Below are 19,292 nucleotides of genomic sequence, written 5' to 3'. Positions count from 1 at the left end.
CCATGTAAAACATCAACCGCAGCAGCCATGTCAACCATCACCCGAAGGCATACAAGCTGTTGGTGGGCCCCGTCGGACTCGAACCGACAACCCGCGGATTAAAAGTCCGCTGCTCTGCCAATTGAGCTAGAGGCCCTGGTCGCTGCGCCGCACACCATGCAGGTGGAGCGGAGCGTCCGCCACATTCAACCCCAGCGGTGGCGCAAGTCCAAGCGGCTAGCGGGCGCAGTCCGACCCCCGACCCGTGACCCCCTCCCTCCCTACGCTGAGGCCCGACGTCCCAGAGCTACCGGAAGGGGACCCTGTGGCGCACCGGCGCCGCGCCTTGGAGCAGGCGACCTTCCGCAGAGCCGTCGTCGACCGGATCGTCGTCCTGGTGCTGGCGGTGGTCGCGGCGTCAGGGCTGATGAGCATCCTGCCCAGCCAGACCCAGGTGGCCGTCTCGCGGCTGGGGTGCCGGGCCGTCTCGCTGGGGCTCGGCAGCTGCGGGGCGCCGGGGCTCGACCTGCAGGACACCCAGCTGGGCCAGGCTCGGTGTCCAGCGCTGGCCACCCTCGACGCCGCGCTGCCCGAGGTCCGCGTCCGGGAGCTGACCGCCGCCCAAGGCATCCCCGTCCGGATCAGCACCGAGCGCTCCGGCGACGTCTTCGTCCAGCTCGGGTCGTCCGCCCAGCCCGCTCCGCCGGCGCTGCTCCAGGGGCAGGTCCGGCCCTCGCGCGACGTCATCGACGGCGTCCAGGTACCCGCGCAGGCGGAGTGGTACCTGCCGCGAGGCCAGGGCCTGGAGCAGCTGCTCGTCGCGGTCCAGGACGGGCACCACACCTACGTGCAGCAGCATTCGGCTTTGGGGCTGGTCTCGCGGGTGCTCCGTCGCCGAGGTCGGGACGTCGCTCCGCCGTCCCTGCTCTTCAGCCAGGTCGACCTCGGCGGCCGAGCCTGGCCCGGTGTACGCGCCGCGTCGGCGCCTCCCCGCCGCAGGGCACCCGGTCAGAGCACCCCCGGCCCCGTCGCGGTGGCCAGCTCCGTCACCCTGCAGACCTCGACCCCGGCGGTCTCGACCTACAACCGGGTCACGCACGAGGCCGCGGTCGTCGCCCCGGTCCTCGGGCAGCTGGGCGCCCGTCCCGTCACCGGCGCGATGCGCTGGGTGCGCGACGACCAGGGCACGGTGATGTCGGTCCTGATCGCGGTGGTCTCGCCCGGCGCACTCTCACCCGGCGAGCCGGCGACGGCCGCCGAGAACCCTGGCGTCGCCTACATCGCCATCCCCGTCAGCACCGCACCGGAACGGGCCCTCGTCCAGTCCTGGCTGTCGGGTCCCGGCCCCGTCGTGGTCCCGCTCGACGAGCTGCTGGGTCTACGGGCGCCGTCGGCCAACGACCAGCTGGGCTCCTTCCTCACGCGCGCCGTCACGATCACGGTCCTGCACGAGAGCGGAGTCGGGGTGGCCGACCTGCAGGAACGCGTCACCACCGAGCTGCAGCAGCTGCGCCGCCAGGAGTGGCCGGGCACCAGGATCGTGTCCGCGGGCACCATCGCCCCGCAGCCGAGCGGCGGGCAGCGCCGCGTGCTGGCCGACCCGGGATGCACGACGTGACGTCCGGGCGCTGGACCCGCCGGTCCGCGCTGGTGCTCGGGCTGTCCGTGCTCGGCCTCGGGCTGGGCGTCGAACGCGCCCCGGCCGGCGTCTCCGCGGTGACCCTCGGCGGGCTCCGGTTCGACGTGCCGACCGCCGTCCAGCCGGCCGCGCGAGTTCCCGGCGTCACCCGGCCCTGGCCGTGGCAGGGCCTCACGCCGGGCGCCACGGGTTCGGCGCCCGCCACCGTCGTGCTCGCCCGCGCCGACCTCGACAGCACCGATCCCGAAGAGGTCCTCGGACTGCTGCTCGCCGGCACCAGCGGAGGCCAGTTGCCCGGGCTGCTGCTCGAGCCCCGCCGGACCCGCACCCTCGGCGGTGACCGCGGCGACCAGGTGCGGATCGACCTCAGCTACCAGGCCAGTCCCGCGCTGCGCTACCGCGGCACCCTGATGGTCCTGACCCGCCCCCGGCCCCCGGCCGCCGTGCTGGTGGTCCTGGGCAACGACGACCTGACCGCCGGGAACGTCGACTTTGTCCTCGACTCCGCGCGCTGGACCGCGTGATGAGCAGCCACGAAGGCATCCGAACGACCGCCCGCGCCTGGGCCGCGTCGTCGGTGACGCTGCTGGTGTCCTCAGCCGGCCTCTTCGCCGTCTCCGCCACCAGCACCACGACCTCGACGGCCCGGATGGCGGTGGCCGCAGCCGTCCTGAGCGCGCTCTCGTCGCTGGCCGGCCTGCTGGTCACCGACGTGGCCGGGCGGACCCTGCCGCGGCGGGTGCTGTGGGGCGGCACGGTCCCGATCGTCTGGGCGCTCGGGACGGCGGCCCTGGTAGCGGCGACCGCGGACCTCGGCCCGGCGCTGCTGGCCGGCCTGCCGTGGCTGCTCGGCGCCGCACCGGTGGTGGCCCTCGGCGCCCGGCTGCCGGTCCTGCGCGGTCTCGGCCTGCGCGCAACGCTGGGTCGGCTCCGTGGCCGGGTCCGCTCAGCAGCCCTGCCCGACGAGCGCTGACGGGCTCAGCGGACCAGGCGGGGCCTCACGTCGGCGAGGTCGGCGGCCAGACCCACGAACCCGAACCGGGCCGACGCAAGCGAGAAGGCGAGCCGGAGCAGACCGGTACCGCAGTCGATCGAGGTGCCGACCGGCGCCGGCGAGGGCGGCGGGGCGTCGTCGTCATCGTCTGCGGCCGGCGCCGTGGTCGGAGCGTGGAAGTCGGCGTCGAGGGTGCAGCTGGAGGCGTCGAAGCTGGTGGCGGCCACTGCGGAGGCCGTACCCGGCGTGCTGTTCATCGCCACGTCGGTGGCGACCTCGTCGCGAAACACGTTGTAGCAGTAGCCGGTGAGCGTGGCGCCGTTCTTGGCCGCCAGCCGGCTCGCCTCGAGCCGGCCGGTCTGGACGCAGACGCCGCCCCCCATCAGATTCGCGATGTCGCTGGGCCGGAGGAACCCGGGCGCCAGCTGGTCCGGCAGGCCGTCCAGGATCGCCTGCGCCCCGGCCAGCGCGGAGGCATCAGCCGCGTGGGCGGCGTTGGAGCGCTCGTCCCCCGCCACGGCGAACTTGCCGGTCAGGACGACCGCGGCCAGCAGGGCCAGGACGGCGAGCACCATCACCGCCAGGACGGGTCCCGCGCCGGCCTCGCGGCGACGACGCCGATCACGTGCGACCATCTCGGGTTCCTCTCGGCGGCAGGGCTTGTGACCGAAGAAAAGACGAACAGGAGCGACACGATGACCGGGCGAAGAGCCGTAGCCCTTCGCCCGGTGGGGTCGGTCGATCAGATGCTGGTGACCTTCTGGATGGCGGTGCTGACCAGGGTGCCCAGGGTCGCGCCGGCGGGCTTCAGGATCGCCACCACGGCGGCGATGATGATGCAGGCGACGGCGACCATGGCGACGTACTCGAGCGTTCCCTGGCCGGACTCGCGGCGGGCCTTCGCCTTGTCCAGCAGGGTGTCCTGGAGGACGAACAGGGTGATGAAGAGCTTGTTCATGATGAACTCCTTGTGGTGAGCCTCGACGGCTGGTGGTGGTGGTGAGGAGAGCCCATTTCCTCGTCGGGGCTGCCCTACAACGTCAACACTAGGAAGATCCGAGGCCGCTGACGTGGGCCCAGAGACCCACTGCCGGACCTAAATCCTCAGGCCTCGCAAGGCCACGAAAAGCCCTCACGACAGGGCCAGCCACAGCGCCACCGCGTGCCCCCGGTTGTTGGCCTGGAGCTTGGTGAAGATCCGGTTGATGTGGTTCTTGACCGTTTTCTCGGCGATGAACAGCTCGGCCGCGATCTCGCGGTTGGCCGCGCCCTGGGCGATCAGCTGCATGATGTCGGCCTCGCGTTCGGACAGCCCGTAGCGCAGCGCCAGCGCCGCCCGGCCGGGCGTGGGGTTGGACAGGGCACGGACGGCCTGGGCCGAGAAGGTGCCCATCCCGCGAGCGGCCATCCGCACGGCCCCCAGCAGCTCGTCCTCGTCGAAGTGTCCGTGCACGAGGTAGCCGCGGGCGCCGGCACGCACCGCCGCGGCGATGATCTCCGGGCTCTCGGAGTAGGTCAGCATGATCACCGCCGTCTGCTCGGCGATCTCCGACGCCGTCAGCACGCCGTCCTGGCGCGGCATCCGGACGTCGAGCAGCATCACGTCGGGACAGGCCCGACGGACCAAGGCCACCGCCTCGACCCCGTTGCTCGCCTCACCGACCACGTCGATGTCCTCGGCCGTGGCCAGCAGGCTGCGGACGCCCATCCGGACCACTGCGTTGTCGTCGGCGAGGGCGACCCGCACCGTCTGCCGCCGGGTGGCGCTGGCGGTCATCCGCCCTCCCCCTGTCGTCGTGCCGTCCAGGTCACGGTCGTCCCCTTCCCCACCTCGGAGTCGATGTGTACCGACCCCCTCACCGCCGACGCGCGCTCGCGCAGGCCCCGCAGGCCGAAGTGCCCGTCCCGTTCCCGATCCGGGGCGCCGGCCGGGTCGAACCCGACGCCGTTGTCGCTCACCACCAGCTGGATCTCGTGCTCACTGCCCACCAGGCCGACGAGCACCTGGCTCGCCCCGGCGTGCTTGGCGACGTTGTGCAGGACCTCGCCCAGGGCCGCGGCCAGCTGGCGCGTCACCTCCGGGTCGGCATCGACCACCGCAACCTCACTCAGCAGGGCCGGGATGCCGGTCTCGCGCTGCCATCCGGCGAGCACCTCGGTCACCACGTCGACCGTCGGCCGGTCGTGCTGGCCCGCGCGGAGCGTGAGCAGCAGGGCGCGGGCCTCCCGGGCGGCCTGGTCCGCGGCGCCGGCCAGCGAGCCGGCCAGGTCGCGGGCGAGCACGGGGTCGGAGTCGACGAGCCGGCGCAGCGCCTTGGCCCCCAGGGAGATGCCGTGGATCGACTTGCCCACCGAGTCGTGCATGTCGCGGGCCAGCCGGGCGCGTTCGTCGGCGGCTCCGACCGCGGCCACAGCCTCGGCCACCTCGTGCCGGGCCTGGATCATCGCCTGGGTGCTGCGGCGGACGCCGGACCCGACCGCGCAGACCCCGATGACCAGGGCGGGCAGGCCGGCGACCAGGGCGAGCCACCCCGTCCAGCTCGTCGGGGCGGCGCCGAAGAAGGCCGCGGGCGCCCCGAGGCTCGCGACCACCAGAGGCACCAACAGCAGCACCAGGACCGCGCGCGGGAACAGCAGCCCGCCGAGCAGGGCGGAGCAGACGACCGTCAGCGTGGCCGGCTGGCCCACCGGGACGCTGACCAGCAGGGCGACGCTCGTCGCGGTGTCCAGGAAAGCCAGCAGCGGATGCCGGATCAGGATCCGGATCAGGGCGTCGCTGCGGCCGAGCACCAGGCTGGACACGGTCAGCAGGCCGAGGCTCAGGGCCGCGGCCACCGTCGTCGCGCTCGAGCTGAAGACGGCGGGAGCGGCTAGGGCGAGGCAGACCAGACGGGCCGTGAACACCCAGCGCACCAGCTGCACGTAGCCCCGGTCGGCGAGCAGCGGCTCACTCGAGGAGGCCGACCCCCGGCTACGGGTCCGGGGCAGACCGAGGCCCCGGATCCCGGCAACGGCGGTCACCGCCGCGCCGTCGTCACGAGAAGGTCTTCAGGATCTCGCCGAGGTCGAGGCCGGTGCCGATCAGCAGCCCGACGCCGACCATGATCAACACCGCCGGCACCAGCACCAGCGACGTGACGAGGGTGACCCGCGGGGCCGTCTGCGCCGCCCGCCGCCGGATCCGCTGCGCACTCTCGCGCCTCATGTCGAACGCGATCTGGTTCAGCGTCTCCGCGAGCGGAGCGCCGAGCTCCTCGGCCTGGAGGAAGGCGGAGACGAAGCTGTGCATGGCCTGGGATCCCGAGCGCCGCTCCATGCTGGCGAACGCGACGCGCAGGCTCGCCCCGTGGGCCAGCTGGTCCAGGGTCAGCCGCATCTCGCCCTGGAGCGGGCCGTCGAAGCGGTCCGAGACCCGCGACATGGCCGCGCGGAACGCGATCCCGGCGTTCACCGTGACGGCCAGGATGTCCAGGAAGTCGGGCAGGTCGCGGTCGATGCTCTCCTGGCGGCGACGGGCCGTGCCCGCGATCCGGCCGAGGGGCAGGAACACCGCGACGACGGGCAGCAGGGGCAGGACGACGGCGAGCCCGCCGATGATCAACAGCACCCCGACCGGCAGCAGCAGGAGCAGCCACCACAGCATCTTGCGCAGCAGGCCGTCGACCGTGACCCCGACCGGGCGGCCGGCGTAGTCGACCTGACGCTGCAGGTACCGCACCCCGCCGGCGCCGATCAGCCGCCGGACCCGGGGCACGAGACGACCGGCCAGCCGTTCCAGCGGGGTCAGCCGACCGGCGGCCTCGCGTCGCCGCTCCTCCTTCAGCAGGATCAGGTCGGCCGCGTCGAGGTACTCCCCCGCGCTGCCGCGCATCAGCCGGTAGCCGAGCAGGAAGGCGACCAGGGCACCGGCACAGCCCAGCGCCGGCCACAGCGTCGAGAAGCTGAGCATCAGGCCTCGATCCGGGTCAGCCGGCGGACGACCAGCTGGCCGAACGCGAAGAGAGCGAAACCGACCACCAGCGCGGCCTGGCCGAGCGGGTTGCGGGTCATCTTGTCCACCAGGCCGGGCTGGATGAGGTTCAGGATGAGCAGGATGCCGATGCCCATCACCATCACGAGCGTCCCGGTGGTCCGCGCCTGCGCCAGCGTGGTCCGGACCTCGCGGCGCACCTCCTTGCGGTCGTCCAGGGTGAGGGAGATGTCGCGGAGGGCCTTGATCAACGAGCCGCCGGAGCGCGAGCTGACCACCAGCGTGGACATCAGCACCCGGACCTCGCGGGCGGGCAGCCGGTCCAGCAGCTGCAGCATCGCCTCCTCCAGCGAGGCGCCGAACCGGACGGCCGCGTTCAGCCGCTGGATCTCGCTGCGGGCCGGCTCCTCCATCTCACCCTCGGCGACCACCCAGGCGGTGGAGATGCTGAGGCCGGCGTTGGTGGCGTTGGCCAGCACCCGGGCCAGCTCGGGGATCTGCTGGACGAAGCGTTCCCGGCGTCGTTCCCGGCTGTGCCGCAGCCAGCTGCGCAGCAGCAGCAGGCCGCTGGCCAGGCCGAGGACGCCGAACGCCGGAGCCAGCAGCTGGGCCAGCACGTAGGGCACCACCAGCGAGATCGCCAGGGTGACGCCGAAGACGACGACCGGCGGGTGGCTGATGCCGGCCGAGAGCAGGTTGCGCTCCAGGGAGTGGCCCAGGCGCGACCGGTTGAACAGCCGGCTCATCCGCGAGAAGCGGGACCGCGGGGCCTCCTCCTTGAGGGTGCCCTGCAGGGCACCGACCAGGATGGTGCGCTGGTCGGCCGCGTTGGTGCTGAACTGGTAGGCGCCGGCCACCAGCAGGCCGGTGAACGCGGCCAGGCCCGTGAAGATCCAGATCATGCCGCCTCCACGTGCCAGCCGCTGGGCACGTCCTCGCCGCCGGCCCGCAGGGTGCTCACCAGCCGTGCCGGCAGCACGGAACGCAGGAACTGCCGCGACAGCGGGTCGAACCTGGCGAGCGTGGCCAGCTGGTAGTCCTCCCGACGGGCGGAGGTCAGGTAGGCCAGCTCGACGATGCGACGCGTCCCGTCGGCGTGCCGGTTCAGCTGGACCACGAGGTCGATGGCGGAGTTGACCTGGTCCCGGACCGCCGCGAACGGGATGTCGATGTCGCTCATCGTGGCCAGGGTCTCGATCCGGGACAGGGCGTCGTAGACGTTGTTGGCGTGCACGGTGGCCAGCGAGCCCTCGTGGCCGGTGTTCATCGCCTGCAGCATGTCGAGCGCCTCGCCGCCGCGTACCTCGCCGACGATGATCCGGTCCGGCCGCATCCGGAGCGAGTTGCGGACCAGGTCGCGGATCGTCACGTCTCCGCGGCCGTCGACGTTCGGCGGCCGGGTCTCGAGCCGGATCACGTGCTCCTGGTTGAGGGCCAGCTCCGCCGCGTCCTCGACGGTCACGATCCGCTCCCGGCTCGGCACGAACTGCGAGAGGGCGTTCAACATCGTGGTCTTGCCGGAGGCGGTGCCGCCCGACACGATGATGTTGAGCCGCGCCCGGACGCACGCCGACAGCAGCTCGGCGCTCTCCCGGTCGAGGGTGCCGCGCTGCAGCAGCTCGGCCAGTCCGTAGGCCTTCGGGAACAGCCGGATGGTGACGGCCGGGCCGTCGACGGCCAGGGGCGGCAGCACCACGTTCACCCGGGCGCCCCGGGGCATCCGGGCGTCGGCGGGCAGCCGCGCGTCGACCATCGGGCTGGACTCGTCCACCCGGCGGTTCACCGCGGAGACGATCCGGTCGATCGTCTGCAGCAGCTGGGCTTCGGAGGTGAAGCCGGACGGGATCCGCTCGACCCGGCCGAACCGTTCCACGTAGACGGTCTCGTGCCCGTTGATCATGATCTCCGAGATCGTGTCGTCGGCCAGCAGGGGCTCGAGCACGCCCAGCCCGACGGCCTCGTCGACCACCCGGCGCACCAGCGTCGAGCGCTCACGGCTGGAGAGGATGACGCCCTCGCGGGAGATCAGGTGGGCCAGCACCCGTTCCAGCCGGGCCCGCCGCTCCTCCCCCGACAGCCGGGACAGCTCCTGCAGGTCCACCTCGTCGAGCAGGATCTGCTTGAACCGGCGGATCTGGGCGTCGTCGGCCTCGCTCTCCGACGCCAGCCGGACCTGCGCCCGCACGAAGCCGGAGCTGAACTCTCGCCTCGCCTCGCTCACGGCATGACCACCGATCGGGTGACGGTCCGGGTGAGCAGCAGCACCGGCGGCGACTGCACGGTGACGGTGACGCCGTGGTCGGGCCCGTAGGTGTTGACGGCCACCAGGTGCACCGAGCCAGGCAGGCTGGCCTGAGCCGCGCCGACCGGAGACTGGTCGAGGGAGTAGGCCCGGGCCCCGTCACGGGCGGCCTGGGAGGCGGCATGCGCGGTGTAGGCCAGCGCCATCACCTGCACGACCACCACGAGCACGACGCAGAAGACGGGGATCAGGCCCACCATCTCCAGGGTGGCCTGACCACGCTCGCGACCGGCCTGGGGAGCCCGTCCGGTTTGGTGGGTCTGGTGGGTCTGGCGGAGGACGCTCATCGGGGCTCCTTGACCACGACGTGGTTGACCGGGATGGGCACCTCGCGGGCGACGCCGTCGCCCACCAGCAGCTTCGAGGTGACGGTGACCCCCACCGACGACCCGTCGGCCGCGACCGAGCTCTTGGCCCGGAAGGCCGGCGGCAACGCCTCGGCCACCGCCAGCTGCGGGTCCTGGCCGAGCGAGACTGCTCGCGCGGCGTCGCCGGCGGCGATGTCGGCGTAGGCCAGGGACACCCCGAACACGATCATCTCGACGCAGAGCAGGAACAGGACCAGCGCGACGGGGAACAGGGCGGCGGTCTCGAGGGTGGCCTGACCCGCCTCCTTCAACCGCCGCGGCCCGCGCCCGGGCGCGGCGACGGCCACGGCCTTCACCGACTCGCTCTCGGGCTGGGCCCCGGGGGACGCGGGAGCCGCCGCGGCGGCGGGCGTCCGCTCCTGGTCAGGCCCGCCGTTGCTGGCCAGCGCAAGGCGGAAGGAGACGTGCACGTCGAGCTCCTCGCCGATGGCCCGCAGGCTCTTCCACCAGGTCTGGTTCTTGACCTCCGAGGGCGTCCGGCTGTTGCCTGCGCGCTCGAGGCCGCGTTCGAGGTCGGGGATCAGCACCTGGGAGCGGGTCCCCAGGGTCAGCGCGTCAATGGTGTCCTGCTGGATCTCGCTGCGGCGGACGAAGCGGTTGACCACCACCTTGACCGCGTCGGAGCTGGTCACCCCGAGCGACTCCCAGGCCACCACCTGGCGACGCGCCGCCCGGAGCGCCGGGACGTCGGCGGTGACCACCTGCAGGGTGACGTCGGCGGACTCGACGGCCGCGGCCTGGGTGGTGGTGATGGCCGAGCCGACGTCGACCAGCACCAGGTGGTAGAGCGCTCGCAGCTGGGTGAGGATGCGCCGGACCGCCTCGGGGGTGATGAACTCGGTCTCGCGGATCTCGGTCGGCGCCAGCAGCAGGTGCAGCCCGCTGGTGTGCACCACCACGGTGTCCGCGACGGCCCGGCCCGTCAGGTCGTCGCTGATCTTGGCCAGGTCGGCGATCGAGACCCGGTGGCTGACGTCGAGGTAGCTCGGCACGTCACCGTTCTCGACGTCGAGGTCGACCAGGCAGACCCGCATCCGCCGCTCGGTCGTGGCCGCGTCCCAGGCGAGGTGGGACGCCAGGACGGTGGCGCCGACACCGCCCTTCGCACCGGCGACGGCGATGACGCGGGCGCCTCGGCTGGCGGTGCCCTGCGCCGCGGCCTGGTTGTCGGCCAGCACCCGGCGCACGGTGGTGTTCCACTCCAGCAGGCTGGCGAGCCGGTGGTTGAGGTCCTCCAGACCGAACGGGCTGGTGAGGACGCCCCGCGCCCCGGCGTCGAGAGCGGCGCTGTAGGAGTCCGCCCCGTCCCGGGTGGTGACCACGAGCACCGCCAGCGCGGGGTTGCGCAGCGTGAGGTCGCGGACGAGCTGCATCACCGGCCCCGGGCCCAGCTGGTCGTGGACGAAGACGATGGAGGGGCGCTGGCTCAGCACTGCCGAGACCATCTCCTGGGTCGACTCCGCGACGAAGGCCACCTCGACCTCCGCGTCGCTCTGCTCCAGCCGCGACCTCAGCTCCTGCACGATCACCTGGTCGGCGACCGCGATCACCGCCCGCGTCACTGCTGAGCCGCCTTCGTGGGGACGGCCTTGCCGCCGAGCCCACGGGCGTCGAAGGTCCGGCGTTCCTTGCTGCGGTCCTGGGCGACGCCCGGCGGCAGCCCGATCAGCCGGACCTCAGCAGCGAAAGAGCTCGCGTAGGTCACCGAGAGGGCAGCGTTCGGGGAGAGGGCCAGGGTGACCGGGATGACGTTCTCGATCGACTTCGCGTCGGGGGACTGCACCTGCTGCTGGCCCAGCACCGAGACCACCCGCACGTTCTCGACCAGGATCCGCGACTGGTCGGTCAGGCCGACCACCTTCGAGAAGACCGCGTAGACGTCCACCCGGTCGCCGGGACGGACGCGGCCGGCGAGGCCCGTGACCGCATCGACGTTCACGGCGACCTCCCGCTCGTTGGCGTCGAGGTCACTCGGCGGGACGAGTCCGTCCAGGCTGATCGTGGCGCCGGCCGTCATCGGGGTGGCGGTGACCCGGCCGTCGATGTCGGCGGTCTTCAGCACCGTGTTGTCCGCCGCCCAGCGCTCGGGCACCTCGGCGGGCTCGGTGTTCTCCGCCGACAGGGTCGTGAAGGCCGGCAGGTCCTTGGTGACGTGGTAGACGGTCACCATCGGCCCGACCCGGCTGTTGACGCTGCCCACGTAGGTGGACACGCCGACGAAGACGAGGATCGCGGCCAGCGCGGACAGCACCATGAGGAGCACACCGCGTCGCTGACGAGGGTTCATGTGGGCACACCTTCTGAGGAGCGGGTGCCGGCCACGCCGGCGGGGACGGGTGCGGCGGTCGACGAGGGTGTCGGCGCAGCGAGGGTGATCTGGGCGACGGGTTCCGCCGTAGGAGCCCGAGCGGCCTGGGAGGCCGGGCGCCAGGGCCCGTGGCCGCAGAAGGGGCAGAGGCCGTCGAGCAGACCGGCCGAGCACGAGCCGCAACGACCCTGGGGGCAGGTGCGCGTCGTCGAGGTGACCAGCACGGTCAGCTCCACGCTCGACCGGGTGGAGTACGGGGCGCGGGCGACGGCGACCTCGACAGGCACCAGCGTGACCGCGCCGAGCTGCCCGGCCAGCAGGGCCGGGGCCCCGGCGACGTGGTGCACCGTGGCCCCGAGCGGCACCGGCGAACCGGGGCGGGCGGGGACGAGGGCGGGGTCGGCGGCCAGGTCGCGGACGTAGCCCGTCCGGCGCAGCAGGCCCGCGACCAGCTGGTCGGCCCGCGGGCTGGGCTCCTCGAGCCCCCACACCCGCCGGTACCAGACCAGGCTGTGCGACCGGGCGGCGTGTCGCCGGGCCAGCTGGACGGCCGCGCTCGGGTCCGGCCAGCCGTCGGCGGCCGCGGACGAGGACTTCAGGGCCTGGGCGATCAGCACCAGGGTCAGCGGGTGGTGGTCCAGGGGCAGCACGCACACCCGGGCCAACGGGTGGGCGGCGACGAGAACGTGGGCCTGCTCGCGCGCCGCGGTGGTGTGGTGCCGCGGGGTGAGCAGCAGGACCGGCTCGGTGCTCGAGGTGACCAGCGGCAGCAGACCCTGGTGGTCCTCGGGCAGGACGCCGCTGACGTCAGCGTGCCCGGAGGCCCCCGTCACCGCGATCAACACAGATTCTCTCCCCGGACTCGGCGTCGCCGAAGGGCGTGGTCGCGAGGTCGCGGGAACGCGGATCGCGGTCCGGCCGCGCCGTCGAGCCGGCCTGGACGCGCAGAAAATTACCGCGGGAGGGGGTCACGGCCGGGCCCGAGAAGAGGGCTCAGCGAGAGCGGCTGCGCCGGCGCAGCAGCAGCCCGACGCCGGCGGCGAGGACCACCACGACCCCGAGCCCGGAGAGCAGTCCGACGGCGAAGCCGCGCCCGGACGAGCCGCTCGGCGGCGCGCCGGTGGTCGCCGATGAGGACGGCGCGGGGGTCACCGGCGCCGGCGACGGCGACGGCGACACGCTGGCGTCCGGCGTGGGGCTGGGCGAGGCGGTCGAGGCATACTGCGGCTGCCCGGCCGGCTTGCCGTCCACGGCCACGCTGACCCGGACCGACATGGGGCTGCCGGTGAGGGTCTTCTGGATCGGGTCGAGCTTGATCCCGACGAAGTAGTCACCGGCCACGGAGGCGGTGCTGGAGTCCGGGCTGACACTCGCGGCGTTGCCGTTGCCGGCCAGCGGCGTCTCGCGGTTGCGCACCCGTACCTGTGGCGAGGCGGCCGTGACGGTTGCCTTCTGGGCCAGGCTCGCGTTCTCGTACAGCTCCTTCATCGCGACCCGGGCCGGGGAGTACAGGGTGAGGTGGGTGGTGACGGCCTCGTTGGAGTCCAGCCCGCCCCTCTCCGGGCCCGACGGTGCGGTCACGGTGGCACGGAGCCGCTGGCCGACGTCCAGCGGGACCCGGTAGACGACGGTCTCCCCCACCGTGACCGTGTCGGACCAGGTCCCGGCCCCGATCTCCGGCGCGTTGGAGAAGCCGGAACCGCCCACGACCTTGTGCACAGTCCCGCTCTTGCCGACGGCCTTGCCGCGGCCGTCGTAGCCCGAGACCGGCCCGGGGAGCGTGGCCAGGTTCGTGACCGGCGGCTGCTCGGCCACGACCAGCTCGACCGGCACGTCGGCCGCCCCGCCACCGGGAGCCTGCCGGGACAGCGACCAGCGCAGCTGCGGGTCGGTCGCACACGCGGGTGGAGCCGTCGAGCCCGCACCGGGCGGGTACTCCGAGCGGACCACGCCGCCGTACACCGACGCCGCGGTCAGCGTTCCGGAGGCCGTCTGGGTCGTGGAGCAGACCTCGCCGTCCATCGTGGTCAGCTTCAGCGACCACTGGTCGGCGTTGAAGATGCCGAACGGCTTGACCACGGTGCCGATCGAGGCGGTGACCAGCGAACCGGGGGTCCGGTTGATCGTGTAGTAGCGGGGCTTGTTGCTGACGTCGTAGCGGTCGCGGTACTGACCGGCGCCGATCTCCGGCGCGTCGCCGGACTTGAGCGTCCCCTTCACCGGGGTCCCGCTCACCTCGAACGGCCGCAGGGCCCGCTGGGTGAGCTTGCGGACGGCGTCCTGCAGGGCGCCGCTGTTCCCGGCGTCGTAGTAGCTGCCGTCGCCGGCCGCAGCGATGCACTGCAGCTGCTTGCGGGCCTTGGCGCCGACGTCGAGCCCGATGGCGTTGAACTGCAGGTCGACGCCGGACTTGGCCAGCTTGCGAGCGGTCGGGCACGGGTCCCCGGAGCAGGTCTCCTCGCCGTCGGAGATCAAGATGAGTACCCGCTTGCCCGAGGAGCCGAGGTCGTCGACCGACTTGCCCAGCGAGTACGCGATCGGGGTCTCCCCCTTGGCGGTGAAGGAGTCGACCGCCTTGTCCATGCGCGACGTGTTCAACGGCCCGATCGGCAGCACGAGCTTGGTGTCGGTGCACGCCTTCGGGTTCTGCGCCTTCGGCTCGGCGATCGTGCTGCCGTACACCCGGAGGCCCACCTGGGTGCCGGCGGGCAGGGCGCTCGCGACCTGCTTCAGGGCCTTCTTCGCGGCGGCGAACTTGGTGCCGCCGGAGGAGATGCGCTCGTTCATGGAGCCGGAGACGTCCAGCAGCAGCAGCACCTTGGTCGACTCGTCGGCGCTGGCCCGCGGGCTCGCGACCCAGGACCCGGCCGCGACCAGCAGCACGCTCAGCATCGCGAGCGCCAGCCTGCGCCCCAGCCTGGTGATCGGCACCGTCGACTCCCCGTGTGTGGTTCCGGTTGCGGGGCCAACCTAGGTACCCGGGGGGTCGTCAGCCAAATGACGCACCCCCCCCCCGGTTGCGCGGGGACGGGTTCGGGTCAGGCCGGCAGCAGCAGGGCCCACAGGTAGGCACCGAGGATCAACGGCGGGCCGTAGGACACATGGGACGTGCGGGCACGCCGGTTCAGGATCAGCGCGACCGCGACGACGCCCGCGACGAGACAGCCGGTCACCAGGCCGTAGAAGGCGTTGGACCAGGAGAACCAGCCGAGCAGCCCGGCCAGCCCTCCCGACAGCTTCGCGTCGCCCCAGCCGAAGCCGTCCCCGTCGCGGTAGAAGAGGCCGGAGACCAGAACGAGGAGGGTGAAGACCGCCACGGCCACCCCGGCGCAGAGAGCGGCCCGGGCCAGTGCCGTCCAGTTGCCGGCGACCAGGGAGCAGAGCGCCAGCAGCACCGCACCGACGGGGTAGGCACGCAGCGTGAGCACGTCCGGCAGCCGGTGCACCTCCAGGTCGATGAAGGCCAAGGTCAGGCCCCAGACCAACGCGACGACGTAGGTGACGGCGACGGCGGCCGGCACCCCGGCGTAGAACGGGGTGCCGAGCAGCGCGCCGGCCGCGGCGGTGACCGGCAGCCACCCCGGGGCCAGGGTGCGCCGGACGAGGTCGTCGTCGTAGCGGTAGCGGCGGGTACGCAACCACAGCGCAGCCGCCAGGCCGAGCCCGGCGGCCAGCAGGACGCACAGCCAGCTCACCAGACCTCCTCGTCGACCGTTGCTGGACCTTCACGCTCGTACACTCACCGAGCGCCCAGACCGTACCGGCGCCAGGGGCCACCAGCCCGGTGAGAGGAGATCATGACCCGACCGAGACGGCGCGGCCCCCACGTCCCCGCCCTGCTCACCGCCCTGATCACCGCCCTGGCCTTCGGGCTCGGCGGCTGCTCGCAGCCGGCCGACCAGGACTACACCAGCGTCACCACCGGCATGCTCGTCGTCGACCGGCCGGCCGGCTGGCAGGACGTCATCCCGGTGCAGGCGCCGTGGGCGGTGGGCTTCCGGCCCACGCCTACCGCGGTGGAGCAGATCCAGCTGTCGGGGGATTTCGGACATTTCGTCACGGCCGGGGAGGCCGTGGGCTCGCTGATCGGCCAGGCGCAGGTGGGGCTGAAGGAGTTCCATGTCGTGGAGACCCGCGACCTGACGGTCCAGGGAGCCACCACCGCCCAGGTCGTGCGCTACACGATCACCGACAACCAGGACTCCCAGCTTTCCGGGGAGTGGATCGTGGCCAACCAGTGGCCGGCCCAGCAGTCGGCCGCGGTGTCCATCCTCACTCCGCAGTACCAACCCGACCTCGAACGACGGGTTGTCGACTCGATGCGGTTCAGCCCGAAGAGCTGAGGGATTTCTTGGGCCCGACAATGGGCCCAGAGACCCACGACCGGTGACGCCGCGCCCTCCTACGCTCCCCGAAGAGAGCCCGGACCGACCCGGTCCCGGCCGCGCACGACACACTCCGGGGAGCGGACCTGATGCCACACCGGCTCACCTGCAGGCCCGACACCCGCCGACGTTCGGCCGGTGCGGCCACGCTCGAGTACTCCGCGGCGATCGCCATGGTGGCCCTGCTGATCGGCGCCGTCGTCGTCCCGATGAAGGCCGCGCCGGTGGCCGAGACCGTCCGGGTGGCGCTCTGCAAGGTCTACACCGCGCTGGGCGAGGGTGGGTCGTGCGGCTCGCCCGTCCCGCCCGACCCGGACCATCCTGTCGAGCCGCCTCTGGACCCCAAGCCGACCCGGTGCAAGGTCACCGAGCACGGGGAGAAGGTGACCTCGGAGGTCAAGATCGCGTTCGTCAAGATCGGAGAGAACGCCGGCTTCATCGAGACGACCTACAGCGACGGTACGGTCACCTACACCGCCACCGACGGTGCCTCAGCCGGCCTGACCGGCGGCTTCGGGACCAAGCTGGACATCGGCAAGGTGGAGCGGGGCGCCCGCGTCGACTTCGGTGCCGACCTCAAGTTCGACTACGGCAGTACCTGGACCTTCGCCAACGCCAAGGAGGCGGCCGCGATGAAGAAGCAGCTCGACGACTACCTGACGGAGCAGGAGATCATCAAGCACAACCCGGAGTACTCGATCAAGTTCCTGTGGAGCGACCCGAAGGAGCCGCCTAAGCCGCCGAACCTGCACGTGTCGACGGTCGAGGTCAGCGGCAGTGTCGACGGTCACGTCGGGCTGAGCCTGCCATTCCCGAAGTCCGACCCCGACTCGGACTCCGGCGTCCCGAACCTCACGCTCAGCGACTTCGGGCTCAAGTTCGGCGGCAGCAACAAGTGGACCCAGATCACCGACACCGTGACCGGCTCGAAGACCTACACGACCTCCGGCGAGGGTTACGGGGAGGTCCACGGCACGGTCGGACCCCTGGCCGGGGAGCTGCGGGGGGTGCTCGGCTCGAGCCTGGCGGTAACCCGCGACAAGAACAACCAGGTCACCAAGGTCACGCTGGTCACGACCCGTGAGGGCAAGGCCACCAGCACCACCACCGCCGGCCAGAAGGACCTCGGCGGATCGGGCTCGGACGCCGACGGCGCCAGCCACGCGACGGTCACCACCGCCAGCCTGGACGTCAAGACCCCCGAGCAGCGCGCGCTGGTGGACGCCTGGCTGGCTGAGCAGGCCGGCGACCCGAATGCCTACGTCTCCCCCGAGACCTACTACCCGGACCGCCTGGCCCCGGGTGACCCCTTCCAGAACCTGATGTTCACCAACGGAGTGGTCAGCAACGTGGAGTACAACAACGTGAGCGACAAGCAGGGCTTCGCCGCCGAGGTGAAGCTGGGCGTGGCCTTCGGGATCGACCTCAGCCTCGAGACCACCGACTCCAAGGCCACCGCGGCCACCTACCTCGGCGTCCCCACCCCCGAGGGCACCCGGCCGCCGGTCGACTTCCCCGAATGCGTCAGCAAGTGAGCGGCCGCGCGGTGAGCACCCGTCCCGGCCCGGCCGGCCGCGCCGCTGTGGGAGTGCGGATGTTTCTGGTCGTGCTGCCGGCGGTGCTCCTCGGCTACCTGCTCGCGACCGTGCTGCTGCCCGGTTCGCTGCTGGTCGCCCACCCGCACCTCGGCTGGCTGCTCGACGTGCCGCCGGGCCTGCTGGCCGGGCTCGGGCTGGGGTTCTGGCTGCAGCCCCCTTCCGGTGAGCGCATCGCAGCCCGGCTCGTGCTGACCGCCGTCATGACCGCGGTGGTGGTGCTGGCCCTGCTGGGCCTGGCTCAGCTCCGGGCGCCGGCGACGGCGTCCGGGACGGCGGTCTCGGCGGTCGCGCTGGGCGTCGCGGTGACCGTCCTGGTGCAGGTCGTGGTCACGGCTGCTCTCTGGCGGACCCGGGGCCTCCGGTGAGCAGCCGCGGCGAGCGGGTCTTCGGCCCCGGCCGGCACGTCCTGCTCAGCGACGGCCGGCAGGTCGCCCCGCTGGCGATGGCGCAGACCTCCGCGACCCGTCGCCGAGGTCTGCTCGGCACCGACCGGGTGGAGGGCGCGCTGTGGATCACGCGCTGCCCGTCGGTGCACATGATCGGGATGCGCTACCCCATCGACGTCGCCGTGCTGGACCGCGACGGCGTCGTCCTGGCCGTGCGGACGATCCGGCCCTGGACGGGCGGGACGAGCTTCCGTCGGGGGGCGGTGGCCACGCTCGAGGCGGCGGCCGGCGCCCTTGCGGCATGGGGGGTCGAGCCGGGGTCCCGGCTCACGGTGGACCTGACAGGCTGAGGCCCATGCGCATCGTGGTCATCGGCGGCAGTGGACACATCGGCACCTTCCTGGTTCCCCGGCTGGTCCGGGCCGGCCACGAGGTGGTGAGCATCAGCCGCGGCCAGTCGACCGGCTACGTCGACGACCCGAGCTGGCAGCAGGTCGAACGGGTGACGGCGGACCGCGCCTCGGAGGACCGCGACGGCACCTTCCCGGGCCGGGTGGCCGCCCTGGAGCCGGACGCGGTCGTCGACCTCATCTGCTTCACGCTCGACTCCGCGACCGCCCTCGTCGACGGGCTCCGCGGGAACACCGGCCACCTGCTGTACTGCGGCTCGATCTGGCGGCACGGCCCCAGCACCCGCTTCCCCGTCACCGAGACCAACGGCGCCCCGCCCGTCGGGCAGTACGGCATCGCCAAGGCCGCCACGGCTGACGCGCTGAAGGCCGAGACGGCCGCCGGCGGTCTGGCCACGACGTCGATCCACCCCGGCCACATCGTCGGCCCCGGCTGGCACCCGGTCGGCCCGCTCGGCAACTTCGACCCCGGCGTCTGGCAGCAGCTCAGCTCCGGGCAGCCGCTCGACGTGCCCGGCCTCGGGACGGAGTCGATGCACCACGTCCACGCCGACGACGTCGCCCACGCCTTCCAGGCCGCGATCGACCACCGCGACGCCGCGGCCGGGGAGGACTTCGACATCGTGGCCCCCACGGCACTGAACGTACGGGGCTACGCGCAGATCGCCGCCTCCTGGTTCGGGCAGGCGGCCCAGCTGAACCCCGTCAGCTGGGCGGAGTTCCGGGCCGGCACCAGCGGGGACCACGCCGACGCCAGCTGGGAGCACCTGATGCGCGACCACTACGTCAGCATCGACAAAGCCCGCTCCCTCATCGGCTACCAGCCACGCTACGAGCCCGAGGCCGCCGTGCTGGAGTCGTTGCGCTGGCTCGTCGACCACCACGAGATCGACCTCGCGCACCCGCTCGTCGTCTAGACGAGCTGCTCCGCGGCGGGGTCTGCGGCACCCACC

General features: G+C 72.6%; 21 protein-coding genes and 1 tRNA gene. 8 read left to right on the top strand and 14 right to left on the bottom strand.

The annotated features are described in order from the left end of the window. Positions 1 to 60: 60 nt before the first annotated feature. A tRNA-Lys gene (locus tag ACFE7W_RS19735) sits at positions 61 to 136 on the bottom strand. A 168-nt stretch (positions 137 to 304) separates the two neighbouring features. Here ACFE7W_RS19735 and ACFE7W_RS19730 point away from each other — a divergent pair. The 3 genes from ACFE7W_RS19730 to ACFE7W_RS19720 are packed head-to-tail and all read left to right on the top strand — an operon-like array spanning position 305 to position 2,591. Then, positions 305 to 1,597 carry a hypothetical protein gene (locus tag ACFE7W_RS19730; protein WP_375426538.1) on the top strand — a complete coding sequence of 431 codons (1,293 nt, stop codon included), beginning with the start codon at positions 305 to 307 and terminating at the stop codon, positions 1,595 to 1,597. Next, positions 1,594 to 2,142, top strand: a complete 549-nt coding sequence (locus ACFE7W_RS19725; RefSeq protein WP_375426537.1) for a hypothetical protein — start codon at positions 1,594 to 1,596, stop codon at positions 2,140 to 2,142. Before ACFE7W_RS19730 ends, ACFE7W_RS19725 begins: the two co-directional genes overlap by 4 nt. After that, positions 2,142 to 2,591, top strand: a complete 450-nt coding sequence (locus tag ACFE7W_RS19720) for a hypothetical protein (RefSeq protein WP_375426536.1) — start codon at positions 2,142 to 2,144, stop codon at positions 2,589 to 2,591. Before ACFE7W_RS19725 ends, ACFE7W_RS19720 begins: the two co-directional genes overlap by 1 nt. A gap of 5 nt (positions 2,592 to 2,596) precedes the next feature. Here the strand turns inward: ACFE7W_RS19720 and ACFE7W_RS19715 are convergent, their stop codons facing one another. From ACFE7W_RS19715 to ACFE7W_RS19655, 13 genes are all read right to left on the bottom strand, one after another. Beyond that, positions 2,597 to 3,247: a hypothetical protein gene (locus tag ACFE7W_RS19715; RefSeq protein ID WP_375426535.1), complete on the bottom strand. Its 651-nt coding sequence runs from the start codon at positions 3,245 to 3,247 to the stop codon at positions 2,597 to 2,599. A 107-nt stretch (positions 3,248 to 3,354) separates the two neighbouring features. Next, positions 3,355 to 3,570: a hypothetical protein gene (locus ACFE7W_RS19710; RefSeq protein ID WP_375426534.1), complete on the bottom strand. Its 216-nt coding sequence runs from the start codon at positions 3,568 to 3,570 to the stop codon at positions 3,355 to 3,357. A 174-nt stretch (positions 3,571 to 3,744) separates the two neighbouring features. Continuing rightward, the gene (locus ACFE7W_RS19705) at positions 3,745 to 4,389 is read right to left on the bottom strand and encodes a response regulator transcription factor (RefSeq protein ID WP_375426533.1); all 645 of its coding nucleotides are present in this window, start codon (positions 4,387 to 4,389) and stop codon (positions 3,745 to 3,747) included. Beyond that, entirely contained in the window at positions 4,386 to 5,633 is a 1,248-nt protein-coding gene (locus ACFE7W_RS19700) for a sensor histidine kinase (protein ID WP_375426532.1), read from the bottom strand. The genes ACFE7W_RS19705 and ACFE7W_RS19700 overlap by 4 nt, the downstream gene beginning before the upstream one ends. Positions 5,634 to 5,646: 13 nt before the next feature. Continuing rightward, the gene (locus ACFE7W_RS19695) at positions 5,647 to 6,561 is read right to left on the bottom strand and encodes a type II secretion system F family protein (RefSeq protein ID WP_375426531.1); all 915 of its coding nucleotides are present in this window, start codon (positions 6,559 to 6,561) and stop codon (positions 5,647 to 5,649) included. Then, complete coding sequence (locus ACFE7W_RS19690; protein ID WP_375426530.1) at positions 6,561 to 7,484, bottom strand: type II secretion system F family protein; 924 nt, start codon at positions 7,482 to 7,484, stop codon at positions 6,561 to 6,563. The genes ACFE7W_RS19695 and ACFE7W_RS19690 overlap by 1 nt, the downstream gene beginning before the upstream one ends. Then, positions 7,481 to 8,803: a CpaF family protein gene (locus ACFE7W_RS19685; protein ID WP_375426529.1), complete on the bottom strand. Its 1,323-nt coding sequence runs from the start codon at positions 8,801 to 8,803 to the stop codon at positions 7,481 to 7,483. The genes ACFE7W_RS19690 and ACFE7W_RS19685 overlap by 4 nt, the downstream gene beginning before the upstream one ends. Next, positions 8,800 to 9,171 carry a TadE/TadG family type IV pilus assembly protein gene (locus ACFE7W_RS19680; RefSeq protein ID WP_375426528.1) on the bottom strand — a complete coding sequence of 124 codons (372 nt, stop codon included), beginning with the start codon at positions 9,169 to 9,171 and terminating at the stop codon, positions 8,800 to 8,802. Before ACFE7W_RS19680 ends, ACFE7W_RS19685 begins: the two co-directional genes overlap by 4 nt. Further along, complete coding sequence (locus ACFE7W_RS19675; protein WP_375426527.1) at positions 9,168 to 10,814, bottom strand: CpaE family protein; 1,647 nt, start codon at positions 10,812 to 10,814, stop codon at positions 9,168 to 9,170. The genes ACFE7W_RS19680 and ACFE7W_RS19675 overlap by 4 nt, the downstream gene beginning before the upstream one ends. Continuing rightward, on the bottom strand, positions 10,811 to 11,539 hold the full coding sequence (cpaB, locus tag ACFE7W_RS19670; protein WP_375426526.1) for a Flp pilus assembly protein CpaB: 729 nt from the start codon (positions 11,537 to 11,539) through the stop codon (positions 10,811 to 10,813). Before cpaB ends, ACFE7W_RS19675 begins: the two co-directional genes overlap by 4 nt. Continuing rightward, the gene (locus ACFE7W_RS19665) at positions 11,536 to 12,402 is read right to left on the bottom strand and encodes a hypothetical protein (protein WP_375426525.1); all 867 of its coding nucleotides are present in this window, start codon (positions 12,400 to 12,402) and stop codon (positions 11,536 to 11,538) included. Before ACFE7W_RS19665 ends, cpaB begins: the two co-directional genes overlap by 4 nt. Positions 12,403 to 12,553: 151 nt before the next feature. Continuing rightward, positions 12,554 to 14,491 (bottom strand): VWA domain-containing protein, encoded by a 1,938-nt coding sequence (locus ACFE7W_RS19660; RefSeq protein WP_375426524.1) that lies wholly within the window; start codon positions 14,489 to 14,491, stop codon positions 12,554 to 12,556. A gap of 107 nt (positions 14,492 to 14,598) precedes the next feature. Further along, complete coding sequence (locus ACFE7W_RS19655; protein WP_375426523.1) at positions 14,599 to 15,255, bottom strand: prepilin peptidase; 657 nt, start codon at positions 15,253 to 15,255, stop codon at positions 14,599 to 14,601. 102 nt (positions 15,256 to 15,357) lie between these two features. Here ACFE7W_RS19655 and ACFE7W_RS19650 point away from each other — a divergent pair, with 102 nt between their 5' ends. The 5 genes from ACFE7W_RS19650 to ACFE7W_RS19630 all read left to right on the top strand — a co-directional run bounded on the left by ACFE7W_RS19650 (position 15,358) and on the right by ACFE7W_RS19630 (position 19,256). Continuing rightward, positions 15,358 to 15,903 (top strand): hypothetical protein, encoded by a 546-nt coding sequence (locus tag ACFE7W_RS19650; RefSeq protein WP_375426522.1) that lies wholly within the window; start codon positions 15,358 to 15,360, stop codon positions 15,901 to 15,903. Between the two features lie 131 nt (positions 15,904 to 16,034). Then, entirely contained in the window at positions 16,035 to 17,480 is a 1,446-nt protein-coding gene (locus tag ACFE7W_RS19645; protein ID WP_375426521.1) for a hypothetical protein, read from the top strand. Positions 17,481 to 17,491: 11 nt separating this feature from the next. Beyond that, entirely contained in the window at positions 17,492 to 17,908 is a 417-nt protein-coding gene (locus ACFE7W_RS19640) for a hypothetical protein (protein ID WP_375426520.1), read from the top strand. Then, entirely contained in the window at positions 17,905 to 18,279 is a 375-nt protein-coding gene (locus ACFE7W_RS19635) for a DUF192 domain-containing protein (protein WP_375426519.1), read from the top strand. Before ACFE7W_RS19640 ends, ACFE7W_RS19635 begins: the two co-directional genes overlap by 4 nt. Before the next feature lie 5 nt (positions 18,280 to 18,284). Beyond that, complete coding sequence (locus tag ACFE7W_RS19630; RefSeq protein ID WP_375426518.1) at positions 18,285 to 19,256, top strand: NAD-dependent epimerase/dehydratase family protein; 972 nt, start codon at positions 18,285 to 18,287, stop codon at positions 19,254 to 19,256. Positions 19,257 to 19,292 lie beyond the last annotated feature (36 nt).

This window comes from uncultured Friedmanniella sp., assembly GCF_964244285.1.
Lineage (GTDB): Bacteria > Actinomycetota > Actinomycetes > Propionibacteriales > Propionibacteriaceae > Microlunatus.
Note: the sequence above shows the minus strand (reverse complement) of the source record. Positions and strands in the feature narration are given on the sequence as shown.

Coding starts and splice junctions, on each gene's coding strand:
- ACFE7W_RS19645 (WP_375426521.1), top strand. CDS start 16,035: ATGCCACACCGGCTCACCTGCAGGCCCGACACCCGCCGACGTTCGGCC.
- ACFE7W_RS19710 (WP_375426534.1), bottom strand. CDS start 3,570: ATGAACAAGCTCTTCATCACCCTGTTCGTCCTCCAGGACACCCTGCTG.
- ACFE7W_RS19720 (WP_375426536.1), top strand. CDS start 2,142: ATGAGCAGCCACGAAGGCATCCGAACGACCGCCCGCGCCTGGGCCGCG.
- ACFE7W_RS19695 (WP_375426531.1), bottom strand. CDS start 6,561: ATGCTCAGCTTCTCGACGCTGTGGCCGGCGCTGGGCTGTGCCGGTGCC.
- ACFE7W_RS19630 (WP_375426518.1), top strand. CDS start 18,285: ATGCGCATCGTGGTCATCGGCGGCAGTGGACACATCGGCACCTTCCTG.
- ACFE7W_RS19650 (WP_375426522.1), top strand. CDS start 15,358: ATGACCCGACCGAGACGGCGCGGCCCCCACGTCCCCGCCCTGCTCACC.
- cpaB (WP_375426526.1), bottom strand. CDS start 11,539: ATGAACCCTCGTCAGCGACGCGGTGTGCTCCTCATGGTGCTGTCCGCG.
- ACFE7W_RS19690 (WP_375426530.1), bottom strand. CDS start 7,484: ATGATCTGGATCTTCACGGGCCTGGCCGCGTTCACCGGCCTGCTGGTG.
- ACFE7W_RS19680 (WP_375426528.1), bottom strand. CDS start 9,171: ATGAGCGTCCTCCGCCAGACCCACCAGACCCACCAAACCGGACGGGCT.
- ACFE7W_RS19715 (WP_375426535.1), bottom strand. CDS start 3,247: ATGGTCGCACGTGATCGGCGTCGTCGCCGCGAGGCCGGCGCGGGACCC.
- ACFE7W_RS19705 (WP_375426533.1), bottom strand. CDS start 4,389: ATGACCGCCAGCGCCACCCGGCGGCAGACGGTGCGGGTCGCCCTCGCC.